This window comes from Proteiniphilum acetatigenes DSM 18083 (genome assembly GCF_000380985.1).
Classification (GTDB): Bacteria; Bacteroidota; Bacteroidia; order Bacteroidales; family Dysgonomonadaceae; genus Proteiniphilum; species Proteiniphilum acetatigenes.
In genome coordinates, this window is the sequence record NZ_KB905702.1 from 93,720 (window position 1) to 111,230 (window position 17,511).

At 46.3% G+C, this 17,511-nt stretch carries 11 protein-coding genes and 1 riboswitch; of the genes, 3 read left to right on the plus strand and 8 right to left on the minus strand.

Annotated features, from left to right (window positions below):
• Positions 1–52: 52 nt before the first annotated feature.
• The 3 genes from F597_RS20980 (at position 53) to lepA (ending at position 4,634) form a co-directional block, all read left to right on the plus strand.
• Positions 53–1,252, plus strand: coding sequence for a pseudouridine synthase (locus F597_RS20980; protein ID WP_019540596.1), 1,200 nt, complete (start codon positions 53–55; stop codon positions 1,250–1,252).
• 194 nt (positions 1,253–1,446) lie between these two features.
• Entirely contained in the window at positions 1,447–2,844 is a 1,398-nt protein-coding gene (gene asnS / locus F597_RS0115105; protein WP_019540597.1) for an asparagine--tRNA ligase, read from the plus strand.
• A 2-nt stretch (positions 2,845–2,846) separates the two neighbouring features.
• On the plus strand, positions 2,847–4,634 hold the full coding sequence (gene lepA / locus F597_RS0115110; RefSeq protein ID WP_019540598.1) for a translation elongation factor 4: 1,788 nt from the start codon (positions 2,847–2,849) through the stop codon (positions 4,632–4,634).
• Between the two features lie 28 nt (positions 4,635–4,662).
• Here lepA and nrdG read toward each other — a convergent pair whose 3' ends face one another.
• The 8 genes from nrdG to F597_RS0115150 all read right to left on the minus strand — a co-directional run bounded on the left by nrdG (position 4,663) and on the right by F597_RS0115150 (position 17,489).
• Positions 4,663–5,145: an anaerobic ribonucleoside-triphosphate reductase activating protein gene (nrdG, locus tag F597_RS0115115; RefSeq protein WP_019540599.1), complete on the minus strand. Its 483-nt coding sequence runs from the start codon at positions 5,143–5,145 to the stop codon at positions 4,663–4,665.
• 81 nt (positions 5,146–5,226) lie between these two features.
• Complete coding sequence (nrdD, locus tag F597_RS0115120; protein ID WP_019540600.1) at positions 5,227–7,344, minus strand: anaerobic ribonucleoside-triphosphate reductase; 2,118 nt, start codon at positions 7,342–7,344, stop codon at positions 5,227–5,229.
• Positions 7,345–7,504: 160 nt separating this feature from the next.
• Positions 7,505–7,746, minus strand: a riboswitch (cobalamin riboswitch).
• A 395-nt stretch (positions 7,747–8,141) separates the two neighbouring features.
• Positions 8,142–8,333 carry a DUF6580 family putative transport protein gene (locus F597_RS23145; RefSeq protein WP_425413904.1) on the minus strand — a complete coding sequence of 64 codons (192 nt, stop codon included), beginning with the start codon at positions 8,331–8,333 and terminating at the stop codon, positions 8,142–8,144.
• Positions 8,334–8,360: 27 nt separating this feature from the next.
• Positions 8,361–10,370, minus strand: a complete 2,010-nt coding sequence (locus tag F597_RS0115130) for a DUF5018 domain-containing protein (RefSeq protein WP_019540602.1) — start codon at positions 10,368–10,370, stop codon at positions 8,361–8,363.
• A gap of 14 nt (positions 10,371–10,384) precedes the next feature.
• A complete protein-coding gene (locus F597_RS0115135; RefSeq protein ID WP_026327509.1) occupies positions 10,385–12,505 on the minus strand; it encodes a DUF5018 domain-containing protein in 2,121 nt (706 codons plus the stop codon).
• Between the two features lie 19 nt (positions 12,506–12,524).
• On the minus strand, positions 12,525–14,210 hold the full coding sequence (locus F597_RS0115140; RefSeq protein ID WP_019540604.1) for a PKD-like domain-containing protein: 1,686 nt from the start codon (positions 14,208–14,210) through the stop codon (positions 12,525–12,527).
• Between the two features lie 41 nt (positions 14,211–14,251).
• Complete coding sequence (locus tag F597_RS0115145; RefSeq protein WP_019540605.1) at positions 14,252–15,436, minus strand: YncE family protein; 1,185 nt, start codon at positions 15,434–15,436, stop codon at positions 14,252–14,254.
• 13 nt (positions 15,437–15,449) lie between these two features.
• Positions 15,450–17,489: a TonB-dependent receptor gene (locus F597_RS0115150; RefSeq protein ID WP_019540606.1), complete on the minus strand. Its 2,040-nt coding sequence runs from the start codon at positions 17,487–17,489 to the stop codon at positions 15,450–15,452.
• Positions 17,490–17,511: the final 22 nt, after the last annotated feature.

Consider the following 17,511-nt stretch of genomic DNA (forward strand, 5'->3'; position numbering starts at 1 on the left):
AAAAAGAAAAAACCGTGAGGTTTCATTAAGTAATCAAAAAGTAAATGCAACAATGACAACAAACAATGACGAATCGCGCCCAAGGCGGAGTTATCACAGCGCGAACAATGAGAGACACGCTTCCTCGAACAGAAATTACGGCAATGAGCGGAGAACACAGCATGATGGTTATTATTCGGATAGACCGTCCTATAATCAGGACAGACAGTCGTACAATTCGGAGAGGTCTTCCTACAATCAGGATAGATCGTACCATCAGGAAAGACCGTCTTACAACCCGAACTACAGGGATTCCCGCCAGGAAAGCTATGGTGGGAACAGCGAAGGCGGCATGAGAAAACGGCGTCCCCGGGTAGGTGAACGTCCGCAGTCGCCACAGCGGGTTACCGGTGGCGGCGGTTATAACAACCGGGGCTGGGGCAACCAACCATCAACCGGGCCGGGCAGACCCAATAAGCCTGCCAAGCCGGTGAAAAAGCTGAAAAAGAAAAAGCCGTTCAAGCAGATCAAGTACAAAGAAAATGCGGATCCCAATGCTCCTATCCGTCTGAACAAATACCTGGCCAATGCCGGAGTATGCTCCCGTCGTGAGGCTGATGAGTTCATCCAGGCCGGTGTGGTAAAAGTAAACGGAGAGGTGGTAACGGAACTGGGTACCAAGATCACCCGTGCCGATCAGGTGATGTTCCACAACCAGCCGGTACAACTTGAAAGCAAGGTGTATGTACTGCTGAACAAGCCGAAAGGATTTGTGACTACGACCGATGATCCAGAGAACCGCAAGACGGTGATGGAACTGGTAAAAAGCGCCGCTTCCGAGAGGATATATCCGGTGGGACGACTGGACAGGGCTACCACAGGGGTATTGCTGCTGACCAACGATGGCGACCTGGCATCGAAATTAACACATCCGAAGTACGAAAAACGGAAAATCTATCAGGTATGGCTTGACAAGCCGGTAGCAATGGAGCATATGCAGATGATCGCCGACGGTATTGAACTGGAAGACGGTGAGATCCATGCTGATGCGATCAGCTATGTGACGGAAGAAGACCTTACCCAGGTGGGTATTGAGATCCACTCCGGCAGGAACCGGATCATCCGCCGTATCTTCGAGAAATTGGGCTACAGGGTGATGAAACTCGACAGGGTCTATTTCGCGGGACTGACCAAGAAAAAACTTTCACGCGGAAAATGGCGTTACCTCACAGAACAAGAGGTCAACATGCTTCGGATGGGTGCGTTCGATTAATGAACAACACTCCCATAGAGAGTCATCTCGTCTCAAAACGACTAATGTAATTGAATGATAATCCTGTTCCTGTGCGGTTTCGTGCAGGAACAGACTGGATATTTATAGGGTAATTTAATCGAAGAGTAGCATAATCATTCATGCAAGAGTGGGTGATTAATGTGAGTTGCTTGCGATATTGAAGTATATAGTGTATGAAACAACTAAAACGAACAAAAATTTCAGAAGCATTACGACTTACAAATTTCGGTGAGGAAGTCAATGTAAAAGGATGGGTGCGTACCCGCAGAGGAAACAAAAATGTCGGATTTGTCGCTTTGAACGACGGATCGACTATCAATAACATACAAATTGTTATTGATATAGCTAATTTTGGCGAAGAGTTACTTCGTCCTGTCACCACGGGAGCCTGCATCAGCGTGAACGGCGAACTGGTGGAGTCGCAGGGCAAAGGCCAGTCGGTAGAGATACGGGCAACGGAGATCGAAGTCTACGGATCTGCTGATCCTGCCACCTATCCGTTACAGAAAAAAGGGCACTCACTGGAGTTCCTTCGCGAAATAGCCCATCTGCGGCCGCGTACCAATACTTTCGGTGCTATCTTCAGGATGCGGCATCATATGTCGTATGCTATTCACAAATATTTCAACGACAGAGGATTTTATTATTTTCATACGCCTATCATCACCGCGTCCGACGCAGAAGGTGCCGGCTCCATGTTCGAAGTATCCACGCTCGATATAGAAAATCCGCCGCGTAACAAAGAAGGCAAGGTGGATTTCTCACAGGATTTCTTCGGACGCCAGACCAACCTCACCGTCTCCGGACAACTTGAAGGAGAGTTGGGTGCTATGGCATTGGGTGCCATCTATACTTTCGGACCTACATTCCGTGCAGAAAATTCCAATACGCCCCGTCACCTGGCGGAGTTCTGGATGATCGAACCGGAAATGGCATTTTATGATATCCACGACAATATGGATCTGGCGGAAGATTTCCTGAAATATCTCATTCGTTACGCTTTAGAGCATTGCAGGGAGGATATCGAATTCCTGGCTAAGATGTACGACGAAGAACTGACAGACCGCCTGAATTTTGTGGTAGAGAATGATTTTGTCCGTCTGACCTATACTGAGGGAGTAAAGATACTGGAAGAGTCGGGACAAAAATTCGAGTACCCTGTACACTGGGGTACCGACCTGCAGTCGGAGCACGAACGCTACCTGGTAGAAAAACATTTCAAACGTCCGGTTATCCTGACCGACTATCCGAGGGAGATCAAATCGTTCTATATGAAGCAGAATGACGATGGCAAGACCGTCCGCGCGATGGACGTACTTTTCCCCAAGATCGGCGAGATCATCGGCGGATCGGAGCGTGAAGCGGATTATGATAAGCTGATGAACAGGGTAGAGGAGACCGGAATGCATACCGAACCGATCTGGTGGTACCTCGAAACCCGTAAGTTCGGTACTGCCCCTCATTCAGGATTCGGCCTCGGTTTTGAACGGTTGATGCTGTTCATTACCGGTATGGGCAATATCCGTGACGTGATCCCGTTCCCGAGGACGCCGAATAATGCAGACTTTTAATTATGAAGAATATACGCAATTTTTGTATCATTGCACACATAGACCACGGCAAGAGTACGCTGGCCGACCGTCTGCTGGAGTTCACCAAGACCGTAGAAGGAAAGGACCTGCAGGCGCAGGTGCTCGACAATATGGACCTGGAGAGGGAACGGGGCATCACGATCAAAAGCCACGCGATACAGATGGATTATGAATATGAGGGTGAGAAATATACCTTCAACCTGATCGACACGCCGGGGCACGTGGATTTCTCATACGAGGTGTCGCGTTCCATTGCCGCCTGCGAAGGCGCACTGCTGGTGGTCGATGCTGCCCAGGGTATCCAGGCACAGACCATCTCAAACGTCTATATGGCTATTGAGCATGACCTGGAGATTATTCCCATACTCAATAAGATCGACCTAGACAGCGCCATGCCTGATGAAGTGGAAGACCAGATCGTGCAACTGCTGGGTGTTCCCCGTACAGATATCATCCGTGCAAGCGGAAAGACAGGCATCGGCATCGAAGAGATACTCCATGCCATCATTGAGCGGGTGCCCGCCCCCCAGGGGGATCCGGAGGCTCCGTTGCAGGCACTGATCTTCGACTCGGTGTTCAATCCGTTCCGCGGTATCATCGCTTACTTTAAGATCGTAAACGGCAGCCTCAGGAAAGGTGACCTGGTGAAATTCATCAATACCGGCAAGGAGTATGATGCTGATGAAGTGGGTATCCTGCGCCTGAATATGGTGCCGAAAGAAGAGGTAGGCTGTGGCGATGTAGGTTATATCATCTCCGGCATCAAGACCTCGAAAGAGGTGAAGGTGGGGGATACCCTCACCCATGTGAAACGGCCTGCCTCCAAGGCCATCGAAGGGTTTGAAGAGGTGAAGCCGATGGTTTTTGCCGGCGTATACCCCATTGACAGCGAGGATTTTGAGAACCTTCGTTCATCCCTCGAAAAGCTGCAACTCAACGATGCGTCGCTCACTTTCCAGCCCGAATCGTCCGTGGCGTTAGGCTTCGGCTTCCGGTGCGGCTTTCTCGGATTGCTCCATATGGAAATCGTCCAGGAGCGGTTGGAACGGGAATTCAATATGGATGTAATTACCACGGTACCCAACGTTTCCTACAAGGTATACGACAAGAAGGGAAATATGAAGGAGGTACATAACCCCGGCGGCCTGCCCGATGTCACGCTTATCGAAAGCATCGAGGAGCCTTTTATCCGTGCTTCGGTCATCACCAACACCGCCTATATCGGCCCTATCATGACCCTCTGCCTCGGTAAGAGGGGCATCCTGATCAAACAGGAGTATGTTTCGGGGGACAGGGTAGAGATCATTTACGATCTGCCGCTGGGTGAGATTGTGATCGATTTCTATGACAAGCTGAAAAGTATATCGAAAGGATATGCCTCATTCGATTACCATATTCATGATTACCGCCCGTCGAAGCTGGTAAAACTGGATATCCTGCTGAACGGCGAACAGGTGGATGCACTCTCCACGCTTACCCATATAGACAATGCACAGAGTTTCGGCCGGCGCATGTGCGAGAAACTGAAAGAGTTGATCCCGCGCCAGCAGTTCGATATCGCCATTCAGGCGGCCATCGGCGCTAAAATCGTTGCCCGTGAGACGGTGAAGGCCGTCCGCAAGGATGTGACCGCAAAATGTTACGGTGGTGATATCTCACGTAAACGCAAGCTGCTCGAAAAGCAGAAGGAAGGGAAGAAACGAATGAAACAGGTCGGCAATGTGGAGGTTCCGCAGAAAGCGTTCCTGGCAGTGCTGAAGCTGGATTAAGTACCTGCATGTTTATTCCATGCAGGTGCTATTGTGCTGTACCATGAGCTGCGGAATGCATCCGGTGAGTAATATCTATCATATTGTCATCCTCGATCCGGTACAGCCGCTGGTTCGTGATCTTCTTATTCAATCCCCCGAGCATTTCGATATAGGGGCCGGTCTTCACGAAATCAAAATGATCCTTTGAATTCGCCGGCAGCCTGTCGTTTCCCGAATACCATGCCGTTTTGATCTTTCCTCTCCGGCTTTTCCGGACGAAATCCGCCAACCGGTATAACTCCCCGGTATCGGCATCCCCTCCCATAAAGCATATACAGGTAATTGCCCTTTCATATGACTGCAGCAGTCCGGCAAGCGCAGATTCATTCAACTCTTTCCCTATATCCTGCTGCAGGTGCGGACTGTGGCATCCCCTACAACGGTACGGGCAATTCGACAGGTTGACCGCCAACGTTACTTCATCGGGGATTTCCTGAAAGACAATATCATAATCGACATATTTCAACATACAAACAGCTTATTTCCAGCGAACCTTATCCTGATCCATTTCTTTTAATATATCGCATTTATTTTAATACATCACGTTTATTTAATATACCACCGTCTCTTTCTCCGATTCCAACTTCCCGTAAAACCTTTTGGATGCTTCTGCCTGACGCGGGACGGAGAAATTACTTACCCGTTTCATATAACCGATGATACGTGTAAGATAATCCAGATTCCTGGAAGCGCATACGGGGCACTGCTTCAGATAGCGTTTATCGATCTTTCCGCAATCATTGCATACCGTATTCGGAATATTAAAGGTGAAGTAATTGCACCCTTCTGCGGCTGCTACCCGCAGCAGCTGGCGGTATTGCGCTTTTGAGAGATGTTCTTCCAGGTTCATATGGAGCGCAGATCCGCCTGTCAGGTGCTCGATATAATCGCGTCCATGCAGGCGGAACTTATCGATGACATTGAGTGACGGGTCTTCCACCCGGTAGAAATAGCTGTTATAGCAATCACGGGGTACTGAATATCCATCCTCCCTGTCCCATTTGGCATGCTTTACACCCACATTTTCGGCAGGGATCATTTCGCAGTTGAACATCAGTTCTTTCGACCGGTATTTTTTATTGTACCTTTCGATGATCCCCAATATTTCCTGTACAAATGCCACGTAACGGGGATTATGGTTGATCTCGATGCCCAGTGATTCGGCAGCTTCTACCAACCCGTTCACGCCGATGGTCAGGTACTGTCGGCTGATATTGATAAATCCCGCATCGAAGAGGGGAAGCATCCCTTTCTGCTGAAACATTTTCAGGTTTTCATTATAAGCGGTTTGTACCTTGTGTGTTAAATCGACCACCTCTTCCAGAAATGCCGTGTAGGGTTGACCTGTACGTTTCGCGAACTGGATGCAGCGGTTCAGGTTGATGGTAAGCACGCTTTTAGAACCGGTAGAGACTCCCCCGGCTCCCAATGTGTAGCTGAACCCGTTGTCCTGAATTTCATTGCGCAGGCGGCAGCAACTCGACAGTGAGTCGGCATTGTCGCTCATGTAGGTGAAGAACGAGTGCCCTTCGGCATACATTTCAGCCGTAAAATCGGCATATTCGGTATCCATCACATCATCCTCTTTCGAGAGCAACGCCATGGTTTCTACCGGAAAGGTGAGTACGGTCTTGGTCCGCTCTTTGTTGAACCACCGCATAAAGCGTTTCTGCAGCCAACTGAGTGAATCCCATACCGGACGGGAGCCGTCGGGAAACTGAAATTCGCCGAACAGGTTTTCGAAGTAGTATTTGTCGTAGTAGGAGATGTTCCAGAAGACAGCCTGGAAATTACGCGCTCCAGTGGGCTGGTTGATGGAGTAGACGATTTGCTCGAAACAGTCGGTAATCACCTTGTCGAGGGTACGTTGGCGCTTAGAGAGATCCACTACATTCCCGTTGCGGGTAAAATAGTCGTCGCCATACTCTTTGCGGATAAAGTAGTCCAGATACATCAGAAACTCGGGTGTGGCGCAGGCGCCGCTCAACATGCTTGATACCATGAATACCATATTGATGAAGCCGCCACAAAACGATTTCAGGTTGGTCGGCGGTGTAGAGTTCCCGCCGATGGCAAGGGTACCGTTCAGTAGCCAGGGATACATGGTGATGCTGGCGCAGTAGTTGGCCAGGCTGGTTTCATCGTTTTTATAGATGAAATGCTCGTTCAGCATGCCGATATATTTATCCGCCAGTTCCTTCCCGTACATCTCCTTCAGCCGGTCGGTGATCATCTTCCGATTCAGGTCGATAAAGCTCTTTTTGGGTAGTTCGCCGATAAGCGTGGCGATGTTTTTCTTCTCCACATTGGCATTGGAGTCGAATTTACTTCCCGTGGCAGCATTTTGCGCATCGCAATAATTCATCAGGAAGTTCAGGTTGTCCCGGATCTCACGCGTTTCGGTATGCTTTTGGCGGTAAAGCATATAGGATTTCGCGACGGCAAAATATTTTTCTGCCATCAGCGCCGTTTCCACCTGGTTCTGGATCTCTTCCACGGTCATCCCGTCGGAGATGTGAAGGCGCGAGAGGATAGCGATGAAATCATCTTCGGTGGCGAATGCGCCTACCGAGAGAAATGCTTTTGCAACGGCATTTTCTATCTTTTTAATAGAGAAGGGGACATGTTTACCGTCCCGTTTCAGGATCTGAATTGTTTGGTTTCCCATACGAATTTATTTTTTAGTGTGTGAACAGAGATGTCAATACCATTACACTTTTCGATACGGGAAAACATTTGCCATTGCGGCGGTAAGCTTATACAGATAGAGCAGTTAAAAAAGGTGTATAAACCTCTGTTTTCGACTCTCTTTTTACCCGAAAGAGATCAAAAAGTGTACACATCTGGCAGGTCTTCTGACTTACTCCTCCTTTTGCGCTTCCTTCCCGGCCTTTCATCAACCCTCTCACAGGAAAGAGTTCAAGCCAGTGGATGTGAGTATTGCGCAAAGGTTTTATGCAGAGCTTACAGCAGCGGGAACTGTTGCCGACTTTCACGGCATTCCCTTTTCATTTTATTCGCAGCGGTTTTTCAGGTTGTGCGAATAAAAACCAAATACAAAACAAAGATAAGTTATCTTCAATAATAAAGTGCAAAGTTTTCCAAAAAAGTTATCAACAATATTTTTATTACCAATTATTTATTTGTTTATTAATATATTATATTTTTGATCCGGCAATTTATATAGGAAAAACAGAAGATTAAGTTTTCTTTTTTATTATTTTCATTAGATATTTTACATCTAACGAATTGAGTGGCGACGACTCCATTATTGTTTTTATCCTAAACTTTTTCTTTTACAATAAGGGAATTATGTTTTCTCGGGAAACAGGAAAAAACGGAAGAACAAAAACGGAAGTACCTTACCAAAGCAAAAAGAAAGGCAAACCAATCTGTCTGGAATGCCTTTCCTGTCAAAATAATAAATAAAAAAGTAGAGAAGTGTGTGTTCCCGAACTTTATTCCTTATGAGCCTGTCATCGCAGGTGGGCGACGGACATCTTTGCGTAAAGAGGGGAACAGGGAAACTGAGGCTTCAAACAACCCAAAAAGCGCTGTTGAATACACCAGATCGCCCAATATAGTGTTTTTGAAGAAGGGTATTCCCGCTGCGTAGCAAGCGACTAAATGGCGTCTGCTGTAATATGCCGCACGAATAACGCCATGCCGCCTATGGGTGCGAAGTTATATCTGTTTCCATTTTCCTGCTTTGAGATCATCGATTGTCGGATTGTAAGCATTATTTCTGACCGTCCATGTGGATTCCCCTTCCAACACTTTTCCGAGAGCGTTTTTGAGCCCTTCAAAGGATGTCAGAGCTTTTTGTGCTTGTATTGTCACATTGCCTCCGATATAGGTAAGTGCTGAAAATGTATCCAGATCTTTGATATAATTATTTTCCGGATTGGAGAAAGCAGTAAGCTGGAAATAATCACCCACATAAGCCAATTGAGGGAACGATATGTTGGCCACGATCGAGCTGTTACCACTTGTCTGTATTACAAAATAAGTTTCGGAGCGGGTCAACGAAGGAAATGACAAATCGACAGGAGTTGGTTGACCCTGGGAATAGTATGAAAAAGACCCGACTTTTTCTAATAACGGAAATTTAAATTCTATTCCGAACTGGTTATTGAACATAAATCTTGCACCTACCTCTTTTAATGCAGGCATTTTATAACTCATGCAATTGGAACCATACTCGAAGATCAGATCGTTTTGTACGCTTTCTATTTCATTCAATTCAACAGTTGTAATGTTATTGCATCCCGATATATGTAAACCTTTCAGGTGTTTTATACCCGAAAGATCAGGGAGTTTTTTGATTGTCAGATACCAGAGAGCAATCTCCGTTTCACAGGTTTCACCCGCTATGAGCTTTACAGGATTCGATGTTCCCTGAAAAATCAGTTTTCCTGCTTTCAATTTAGTTAAATCCAATTCCGATACGTTCGGCAGGTTATTCAGGGTGAGTTCCCCGACATCTGCCAACGCAGGTAAAATATCGCTTAAGCTTGTCGCTTCGTTATTGGATATCTGTAACTTACCACCCACCATAGCCAGCGACTTTATCCAGTCAGCAGCGGTGATTTTCGGAAAACCGGGCATAGTGAAATCACCTCCTATGGCAATTAAAGAGGAAAAATCGATGGTAGTGATATTGTCGTTCGTCACTGAAAGATTCAGCCTGGTTTCAATCTTTTCAAGAGAAGGGAATTCAATCTTTACCAGTTTACTAAGCGATGCTATATTCAATTCACGTACACCTGACAGTTTCGGGAAAACAGTTTCGGTTACTTCTTTCCAGTTAGTGATATCCAGTTTTCCGCCGATTTTCTCCAATGCCGGAAAGTCAATTACTTTTAGCTTATTGGTATTCCAACCGGCTTGGAATGTCACATTATTCACCACACTTTTCAGTTTGGGGAACTCCATTACCAAAAGCGAATCCAGGTTTATAAATGATATTTCATCATCCACCTTAAGCAATTCGGGGAACTGTATTGTTTCCACTCTACTCTGTTTGATAATTAATCCCAGCATGACGGCCTGTAGTCTGGGGAACGTCACGGTTTTCAGCTTCTTGTTCTGGTCTATTTGCAGCGATCCGATCAACTCCAGATTTTCCAGTCCGGTGAGGTCGTCGCCGGCATAAGTAGGATTAATTGTAAGGTCGTATTTCACTTTTTTAAGTTTCTCCAGTCCCTCCAGCGAGTAGATGGAATCCTGTCCTGTAACGGCACCAATGGTAAGGCTTCCGTTCAATTCACTGAGCCCGAGTGCTGCAAAAGCATCGACATCGGCTTGTGTAAGCAATACCACATCGCCATCTTTCGAAACCGCATTGTGTTCGACTCGATAGACATAGGTCTGTGTATTGCCGTTGTAGGATGTAACGGTAAATGTCTGTTCATTGTCCCAATCGGTAATGGATGACGGATCGGGAGAGATGGTCGCCAGTTCGCTGATGGTGACGGTGGCTGTTGCTCCTTCGAGCGATAAATTCGCGGGAACGGTTACCACCAGATTTCCTTCTGAGATGGCCGCATAGAAAGTCTGCTCACCCTGTTTTAATTGGAACGATACTATATTATTATCATTACCCGAGAACGCGCTATTGTCATCGTCACATGCAATCATAAAGAGACCGGCAAACAGCGATATGATGATTGTTTTTATATTGATATTGTTCATACGATTATTCTATTTTACGGTTTCACCCATTTGTTATCCAACAGATCCTGATAGGCAGGATTATAGCCATTGTTTTCAACACTCCAGGCGCTTGCCGGAAACGATGATATGGCTTTACTGAATCCTTCATACGAGATTAATCCCTGATGCCTCACAATTTCGACACCTTTTACCGATTCGAGCGCTGAAAATCCATCAAGATCCGTAAACCGTTCATTTATATAGTTATCACCTCCATCCAGATAAGGTTTAAGTGTTATTTTTCCGCCTATGGTTTTTAACATGGGGAAAGATAAACTCTTCATGTCGCGACCGTAAGGGTCCCACTGAGACGTTGACGCATACCCCGTTCCTATTATAAAATTACCTGCAACATAGGTTAAGGCAGGGAGTTCCAGCGCAATTATATCTCTTGAGGCGGTGGTAATCCTGAAGTCGCCGCCCACCGATTTCAGTTTTGGAATAATGAACACCGAATCCTCTACCGATACAGAAGAAAGGTGATTGATAACGAAGTTACCGCCTACTTCTTCCAGATCGGGCAGGCTGAGCCCAATCAGATTGTTATTAGGAATATGAAATCCTTTGTTTATTTTTCGTATACCTTTCATCTCCAGATTTCTGAGATTGGATATATAGTTGCCGTATGATATGGAGTCTATTTCATGGAAACCCTCAAAAACAGGAGATACCCAGTCATACGTTCTACCGTTTTGGGTATCGAAACTTACTATTCCATGAAACACGTCGTCACCGATAATTTTGATACCGTTTACCGCATCCCGTTCAATCGACAGTTCTCCAAGGTTCATCCCTTTTATATTGATTTCAGCGAAATTGCGATCCACATTCTGGTTGTAGATGGTTAACTTTTCAATTCGCCTGATTGAGGAAGGAATTGAAAGGGTCCTCATTTCAGACATTTCCATAAGCCGGAGTTCGCCTTCTATCTTTTCCAGTTTGTCAAATCCTGTTGAAATACCGGAAAGCGTAGTGTTCTGGATGCTAAGATTTGTAATAGCTGTAAGTTTGGGAAAATGAAGCAGCCCCAATTCGGCTCCTTTGACCTCGACCGTATTTGCCTGACGCATTTCGGGGAAGCTCAATTCCGACAATTTTGAAACATCAGGAAGAGTAATAGTACCTGTCGATACTTCCAGTTTAGGAGCGTCGATAAAGGCAAGCACAGTAAGCCAGTTTAATTTCATATCGCCTACTTCTTTCAATTCGGGGAGTAATATCTTTGTCAGCGACGGAAGGAAATAAACCACTATGCTTTCGGCTTTCTCCAACGATGGAAATGCTACTGAAGTAATCATCGCATCCCTGTCTTCCAAATGAATACTTTGCACCTGTTTCAGGTTGGGAAAACTGATACCGCCCAACGGGCATTGCAGTGTGATGGCCTTTGTTACATTCTCCAGCCGGCTAAATATTACCTCTCCAAGCTTCGAATTTTTAAAGAATACCGATCCGGCCGACTGTAATTTAGGGAAGCTCACTTTTTCGATATTGGCTGCGGTTGAATATATGTCGCCGCCAACTTTTTCCAGAGCGTCGAATCCGGCTAATTCGGCCGCGGCAAAATTGGGATGGATCGTCAATGAGTAAGTGATTTCTTTGAGTTTTGCCAGTGGCGCCAGGTCCCTGATAGAGTCGGTGCCGGTGGCACTGCCGATAATCAGGCTTCCTCCGATGGCAGTAATATCGCTTGCTCCGAAAGCATCCACATCGGCTTGTGTAGCCAGTATTACCGTTTCGTTCGCATCGATATGGCTCCGGATGACGCTGTATTTATAGCTTAGCTGCGTTGTACCGTCAAAAGCGGTTACGGCAAACAGTATTTCCTCGTCCCATTGGGTAATGTCCGCGGGATCGGGGTATATCGAAGCATTTTCACTCAATTTCACCGTCGCCGTGGCGCCTTTCAGCGATATACCTTCCGGTACCTTTACGGTGATGAGCCGCTCAGTAATTTCGGCATTAAAAACCGTCTCGCCTTGTCGTAAACTGAAAGACGTGATATAGCTGTCGGTACCTGTAAACGGATCATGTTCGTTAGTACAAGCCAACAAAACCAACAGGCTCACCATCAGCATGAAAAAGATATTTTTATAACTATATATTACATTCATTACTTTATGCGTTTGATTGTTAGAAATTCAAGTTAGTAGGACATCCCGGTTCGGTAGATATCTCTCCAACCGCATTGCCTTTGGCCGCCATACCTGTATGTACTTTCACGAAGTCGATGTGTGTCAGGTTTGCCGGTGATCCGTCGACCTGGATTGCATCTTCGATCCAGAAATGACCGCCTGGGCGGGTGGGATCGGTATTGTAGTTATCCACATATCCCCAGGGGAAATCTCTGGCATAGACTATGCCTGTGGAAGAATCAATATTTGAAGCAAGACAGGTTCCTACCACCGTATAATAGTCCTCCTCGATAAACATCGGGAAGTAGTAGTCCTGCGTATGATACCCGTTATAATCTACCGAGTTGGAACCGCCGAAGTTGTCTGTCCACAATACATCCGCTTTTTTCTTGTTAGGCTTATAATAAGTAAGCGCGTAACGTTGACGGGTTTCAGGTTTTCCTGTCTCGCTGCCTTTCAGTTCATACCATGTGTCGTCAGGTAACCCGTTCCCGTTTACATCCTGCATCACCCATACAATTCCGGGTTCGCTCCATCCGGCAAAAGCATTACCACCAATAAACAAATCGGCTTTCTCTTCCACATTCCTGACGCTATGGTCGAATCCGACGATCCAATAACCGCCGTAAGCGCCTATATAAGGAGCGCCACCTCTGTTCAAAGCATTTTGCAGATCATTTAAAGCACGGGCTTTTGTCGACCCGATCTGGTAGTTAATAAACTGTCCGGGGGCAGGGACATAATCGAAGGCCAGGGCCGCGGTAGCTTTGCTGCTTTCGGTCTTTTCCCGGAAGTAGGTACCTTCGGGTTTTGTACAGGTTACTTCAACCTCAGCTTTTGCCTGTGTGCTTTGCTCGGTAACCGTAATAAGATAAACCCCTTCGGTTGACGGAGTAAAGGTAAAAAACTCCGAAGTTTCGGATTGGGTCGCCCCGTCCACCGTCCACTGGAATGTTCCGGGATCTTCTATATTGCAAATAACAGGGGCCAGTACCAGGCTTTTTCCGACAGGAACCGCCATTTTGCGTAATTCATCTTTGTTGGTCACCGTCCGGTAATGCCCGTCATCAAAAAACAATTCCGGTTCGGGAACAGGCAGGTTTGTGATGGTGAATACTTTCAGGTCGGAGCCGTCTTCGGTCTCCACTTTTAATGAAAGCGTCTGGGATCCCAGGGAGACTTCGTTAAACACATACGTCTTTTCTTCCGATACGACCACACCGTTCAGCTTCCATACATAGTGCGCTTCATCGGCATACAGCACCTCGGCGGTAAGTTCGTTATCTTTCCCTGCATAAGCAATGAACATGGACGGCATATCGATCTCCGGAGGGAGTTTATCGAGTACGCTCACTTTCACCTGTTGTTCGGCATGTCCGTTCTCTGCATCGACACGGAAATTAACGAAGTATTCGCCCGCATATTCACCCTCGAACTCGAACTCCTGTTCGGTTGAAATGATTTTACCATCCAATTTCCATGAATAAATGGGTTTAACGGCATTCTCCACCGTGGCGGACAAGAGAACCGATTTCCCTTTCTTTACTTTATACTCCCCGTTTTCCGCCTCAATTTTAATGACCGGGGCTCCCAGATCTATCACAGGGTCATCTTTTGAACAAGAGATGATAAAAACTGATAGAAGAGTAAGAAGTAACAGCTTCGTTCTTGTTGTTTTAATCATAATTCCTACTATTTATATTTAAAGTTTTTGTGATATGATAATTAATTGTTTCCAGTTACCAGCGATGAAATCCCCTGCAACCGATGCCTCGTAAATACGATATGCGCAGGAATTTCTCCGGTCACCACAGCCCATTTGCGTTTACCATACTTATCAAAACAATACAATACACCCGGACTGACATAATCCTTTGCATCGGTTACGTAAATATCCCTGTTTTCCGGGTGGACGGCGATACCATAGGGCGTTACAATCTGTTTGTCCGTCCCGTCCGTAATGAAATTACGGGAGACCACCATCTGTGTTCTTGTATTGACGATCGCGTAGGTGATGGTGTTTCTTTGGGTGATATGGCTCCATTCAACACTGTACATATAGATAGAGTCTCCTGTTGCTGTCATTTCGGAACTGGGCAGGTTGAGTGATTTGGTCACCATATCGTTCTTTCCGATGATATAAGTATTGGAAGAGGTATACTTGTAATCTCCCCGGGAACTTACATAGATATTGTGATCGCTATCGAGTTCCAGCCGGTGCAGATTGATACCGACCGTTATCTTTTTCATCTCCTGGAAATTATCCAGGTCTATCACCGACACGGTATTATCGTAGTCCGGTACACGGTAGCCTCCCGAATTGGCGACATACAGTTTATTATCCCGGATCACCATCTCTTCGGGTTGATACCCCACAGTAACACGCCCGACTTCTCTCATGGTTACGGTGTCTATTTTGACCACGCATCCGAGCGGTGCATCCGGTTCAATCTTTACCGGGCCGTTATAGGAACTCACATAGGCATATCCCTTGTCAAAAACGATATAACGGCAATTAGGTATCGTCAGGGAGTTCACATGTTTCCCGGTTTTCACATCCATCACCTCAATATATCCCGACACATTGATCACGGCATACAACTTGTCGCCGTAAATCTGGATATCGTTGCCTACATCTCCCAGCTCATGCGCGATTGTCGGGTTAATAAGCGGATAAATATTCTGATAATAGTATCCCGACTCACTGTCGAAATAATCGATGGAGGCTTTGTTACTTCCCATATTGGCCTCGTTCAGCAGGAAAAATCCTTTTACAGGACCCGACTCTCCCGGCGCAACGGGGGTGACCACGGGCGGGATAAGTTCCTCTTCTTCACCCCTGCATGAGTTGAAAAGAATGAGGCCAATGATTAAAAGGGGCCACAAAATTTTATGTAAATCTATCTGCATCTGCAAAAAGTAGTTATAATGTAATGTTGAGAATAAATTTATAATTTGTACCCGGCATCGGGTAATTCAATACTACATCGTAAGCCTGGTTAAACAGGTTATTCACTTCCACCGTTGCTTTCAAGTCTGACTTATTCCACCGGAACGAACGCCCCAATGCCAGATCGCTTGTGTACCACGGTTGCAGCCGGTTACGGGCAATATTGGCACTTCCGGTAAACCGTTCGCCGGTATAAATAAAACTGTATGACAGAGTCCATGAGCGGTAAGCAGCACTCAGAATTGCCGATCCGCTATGGGTCGGGATGTAAGCGATCTGTCCCCTGTAGGTGATAGTATCGCTCTCTACGGTAATAGGGCTATAATCCTGTGCTTTCTGCCAGGTATAGTTCAGTTGCGCATCGATGGTCAACTCTTTATTGAACCGGTTCGTAGCAGAAAGCGACATGTCCATTCCTTTTATCTTTACAAACCCCACATTCATCATCGTCCACCGGAAATTCACTCCGCCGGGGACTGCCAGAAGCTTATCGGTCACTTCATTATAGTAGGCATCCACCTGTCCCTGCATATACAATGAAGGGGTGACATTTTTTGAATACAGGATACCTATATTGTGTTGCTTCGTAAATTCAGGCTTCAGGTAGGACGAGAGACTTCCCATGTAGGCCAGATGCATCTCGGCAAATGTAGGCATGCGGAATATATCCTTATAAAAAGCCCTCAGAAAAAGCTGCTCTTCATGAAACGGCTGCCATGAAGCCATCACGGTAGGTGTCACTTTTTGCCAGTCACGCTGGATATCCTTTTTATCTTCCCGGGTCGTTTCATGCACAAAAGTTCCCAGGATACTTGCCTGTATTTTCAGCCTTTGCAGGTCGAACGACGTTGCCGCCGCAATCCAGCCAGACCAGCGTTGCGGATAGATAAATTCCTTTATATCGGAATTCATTTTATTCCATTGAAAATCCGCAGAGATATTGGCCGTCCAAAAGGGGAGAATCCCGAACAGATTGGCCGACGAGATATAAAAATCGTGCAGCATATATGTGTTACGCAGTTTCTGTATCAGGGTATCGGACTCATAATAGAGGTAATCGTAGGCATACTTTCCGGATAGTCTGATCGAGTAGGAGTCTGTAATCCGTTTCCTTATGGATGTCTGCAGGAAGATATTCCGGTCTTTTTGGCGATCTTCGTGTTTAAAGCGTCCCGGTTCTTCTTTGACGATCGCTCCCGGATAACCTCGTTCCGAGGCATAAAAATAGAGACGTGTTTTCCATTCCCCGTCCTTTATTTTGCCGAACAGCGCCTGTTCCAGCCTGAACAATTGGATATCCCCGTTCTGGCGAACAGCGGTTGTATCATATCCGCCCCGGTCGTCCAGCTTATTATCCACTATATACCTGAATTTGTATTTTCCCGAAGAGTTGGTATAATCGAAGTTGACTGAAGAGGATAATTTATCTGATAGTTTTTGTTCCCAATATAGTGACGGATTGATCAGGTCAAAAGATCCTGTTTTAAATGTGAATTTTATATTACGTTTTTTTTCGCCTTCGAATGCCGGGATCTTCGCATTCATATAGATGGAACTGGCGGAGGCATAATCTTTGGCGGGTTGGAATATGGCGCTTTTCTGGCCGTTATAGAGCGATACGGCTTCTATGTTATCAAGGGAATATCTACCCAAATCGACCACACCGTTTTGCGGGTTGTCGATCTCTATACCGTCATAGAACACTCCTACATGCTGGCTCCCCATACTTCTCACATTCACTGTCTTGAGGCCCCCGATCCCTCCGTAATCCTTCAATTGTACGCCGGAGAAATAGCGAAGAGCATCAGCAACCGAATGGGCGCTCAGGTTTTCCAGGAGTTGACCCGACAGTGTTTGCACCGGAATCACATCCATTTGAATTCTGCGTGCCGATACAACGAACTCCTCCAACGAATAGGTATTGATGGAGTCGGTATCCTGCGCAGCAACGGAGCTGACCACGGAGAGAACAGCGGCAAAAAGGCCGGTTCTGACAATGATAAAAAATTTCATTTTGCCGGTTATTATTTGCTAA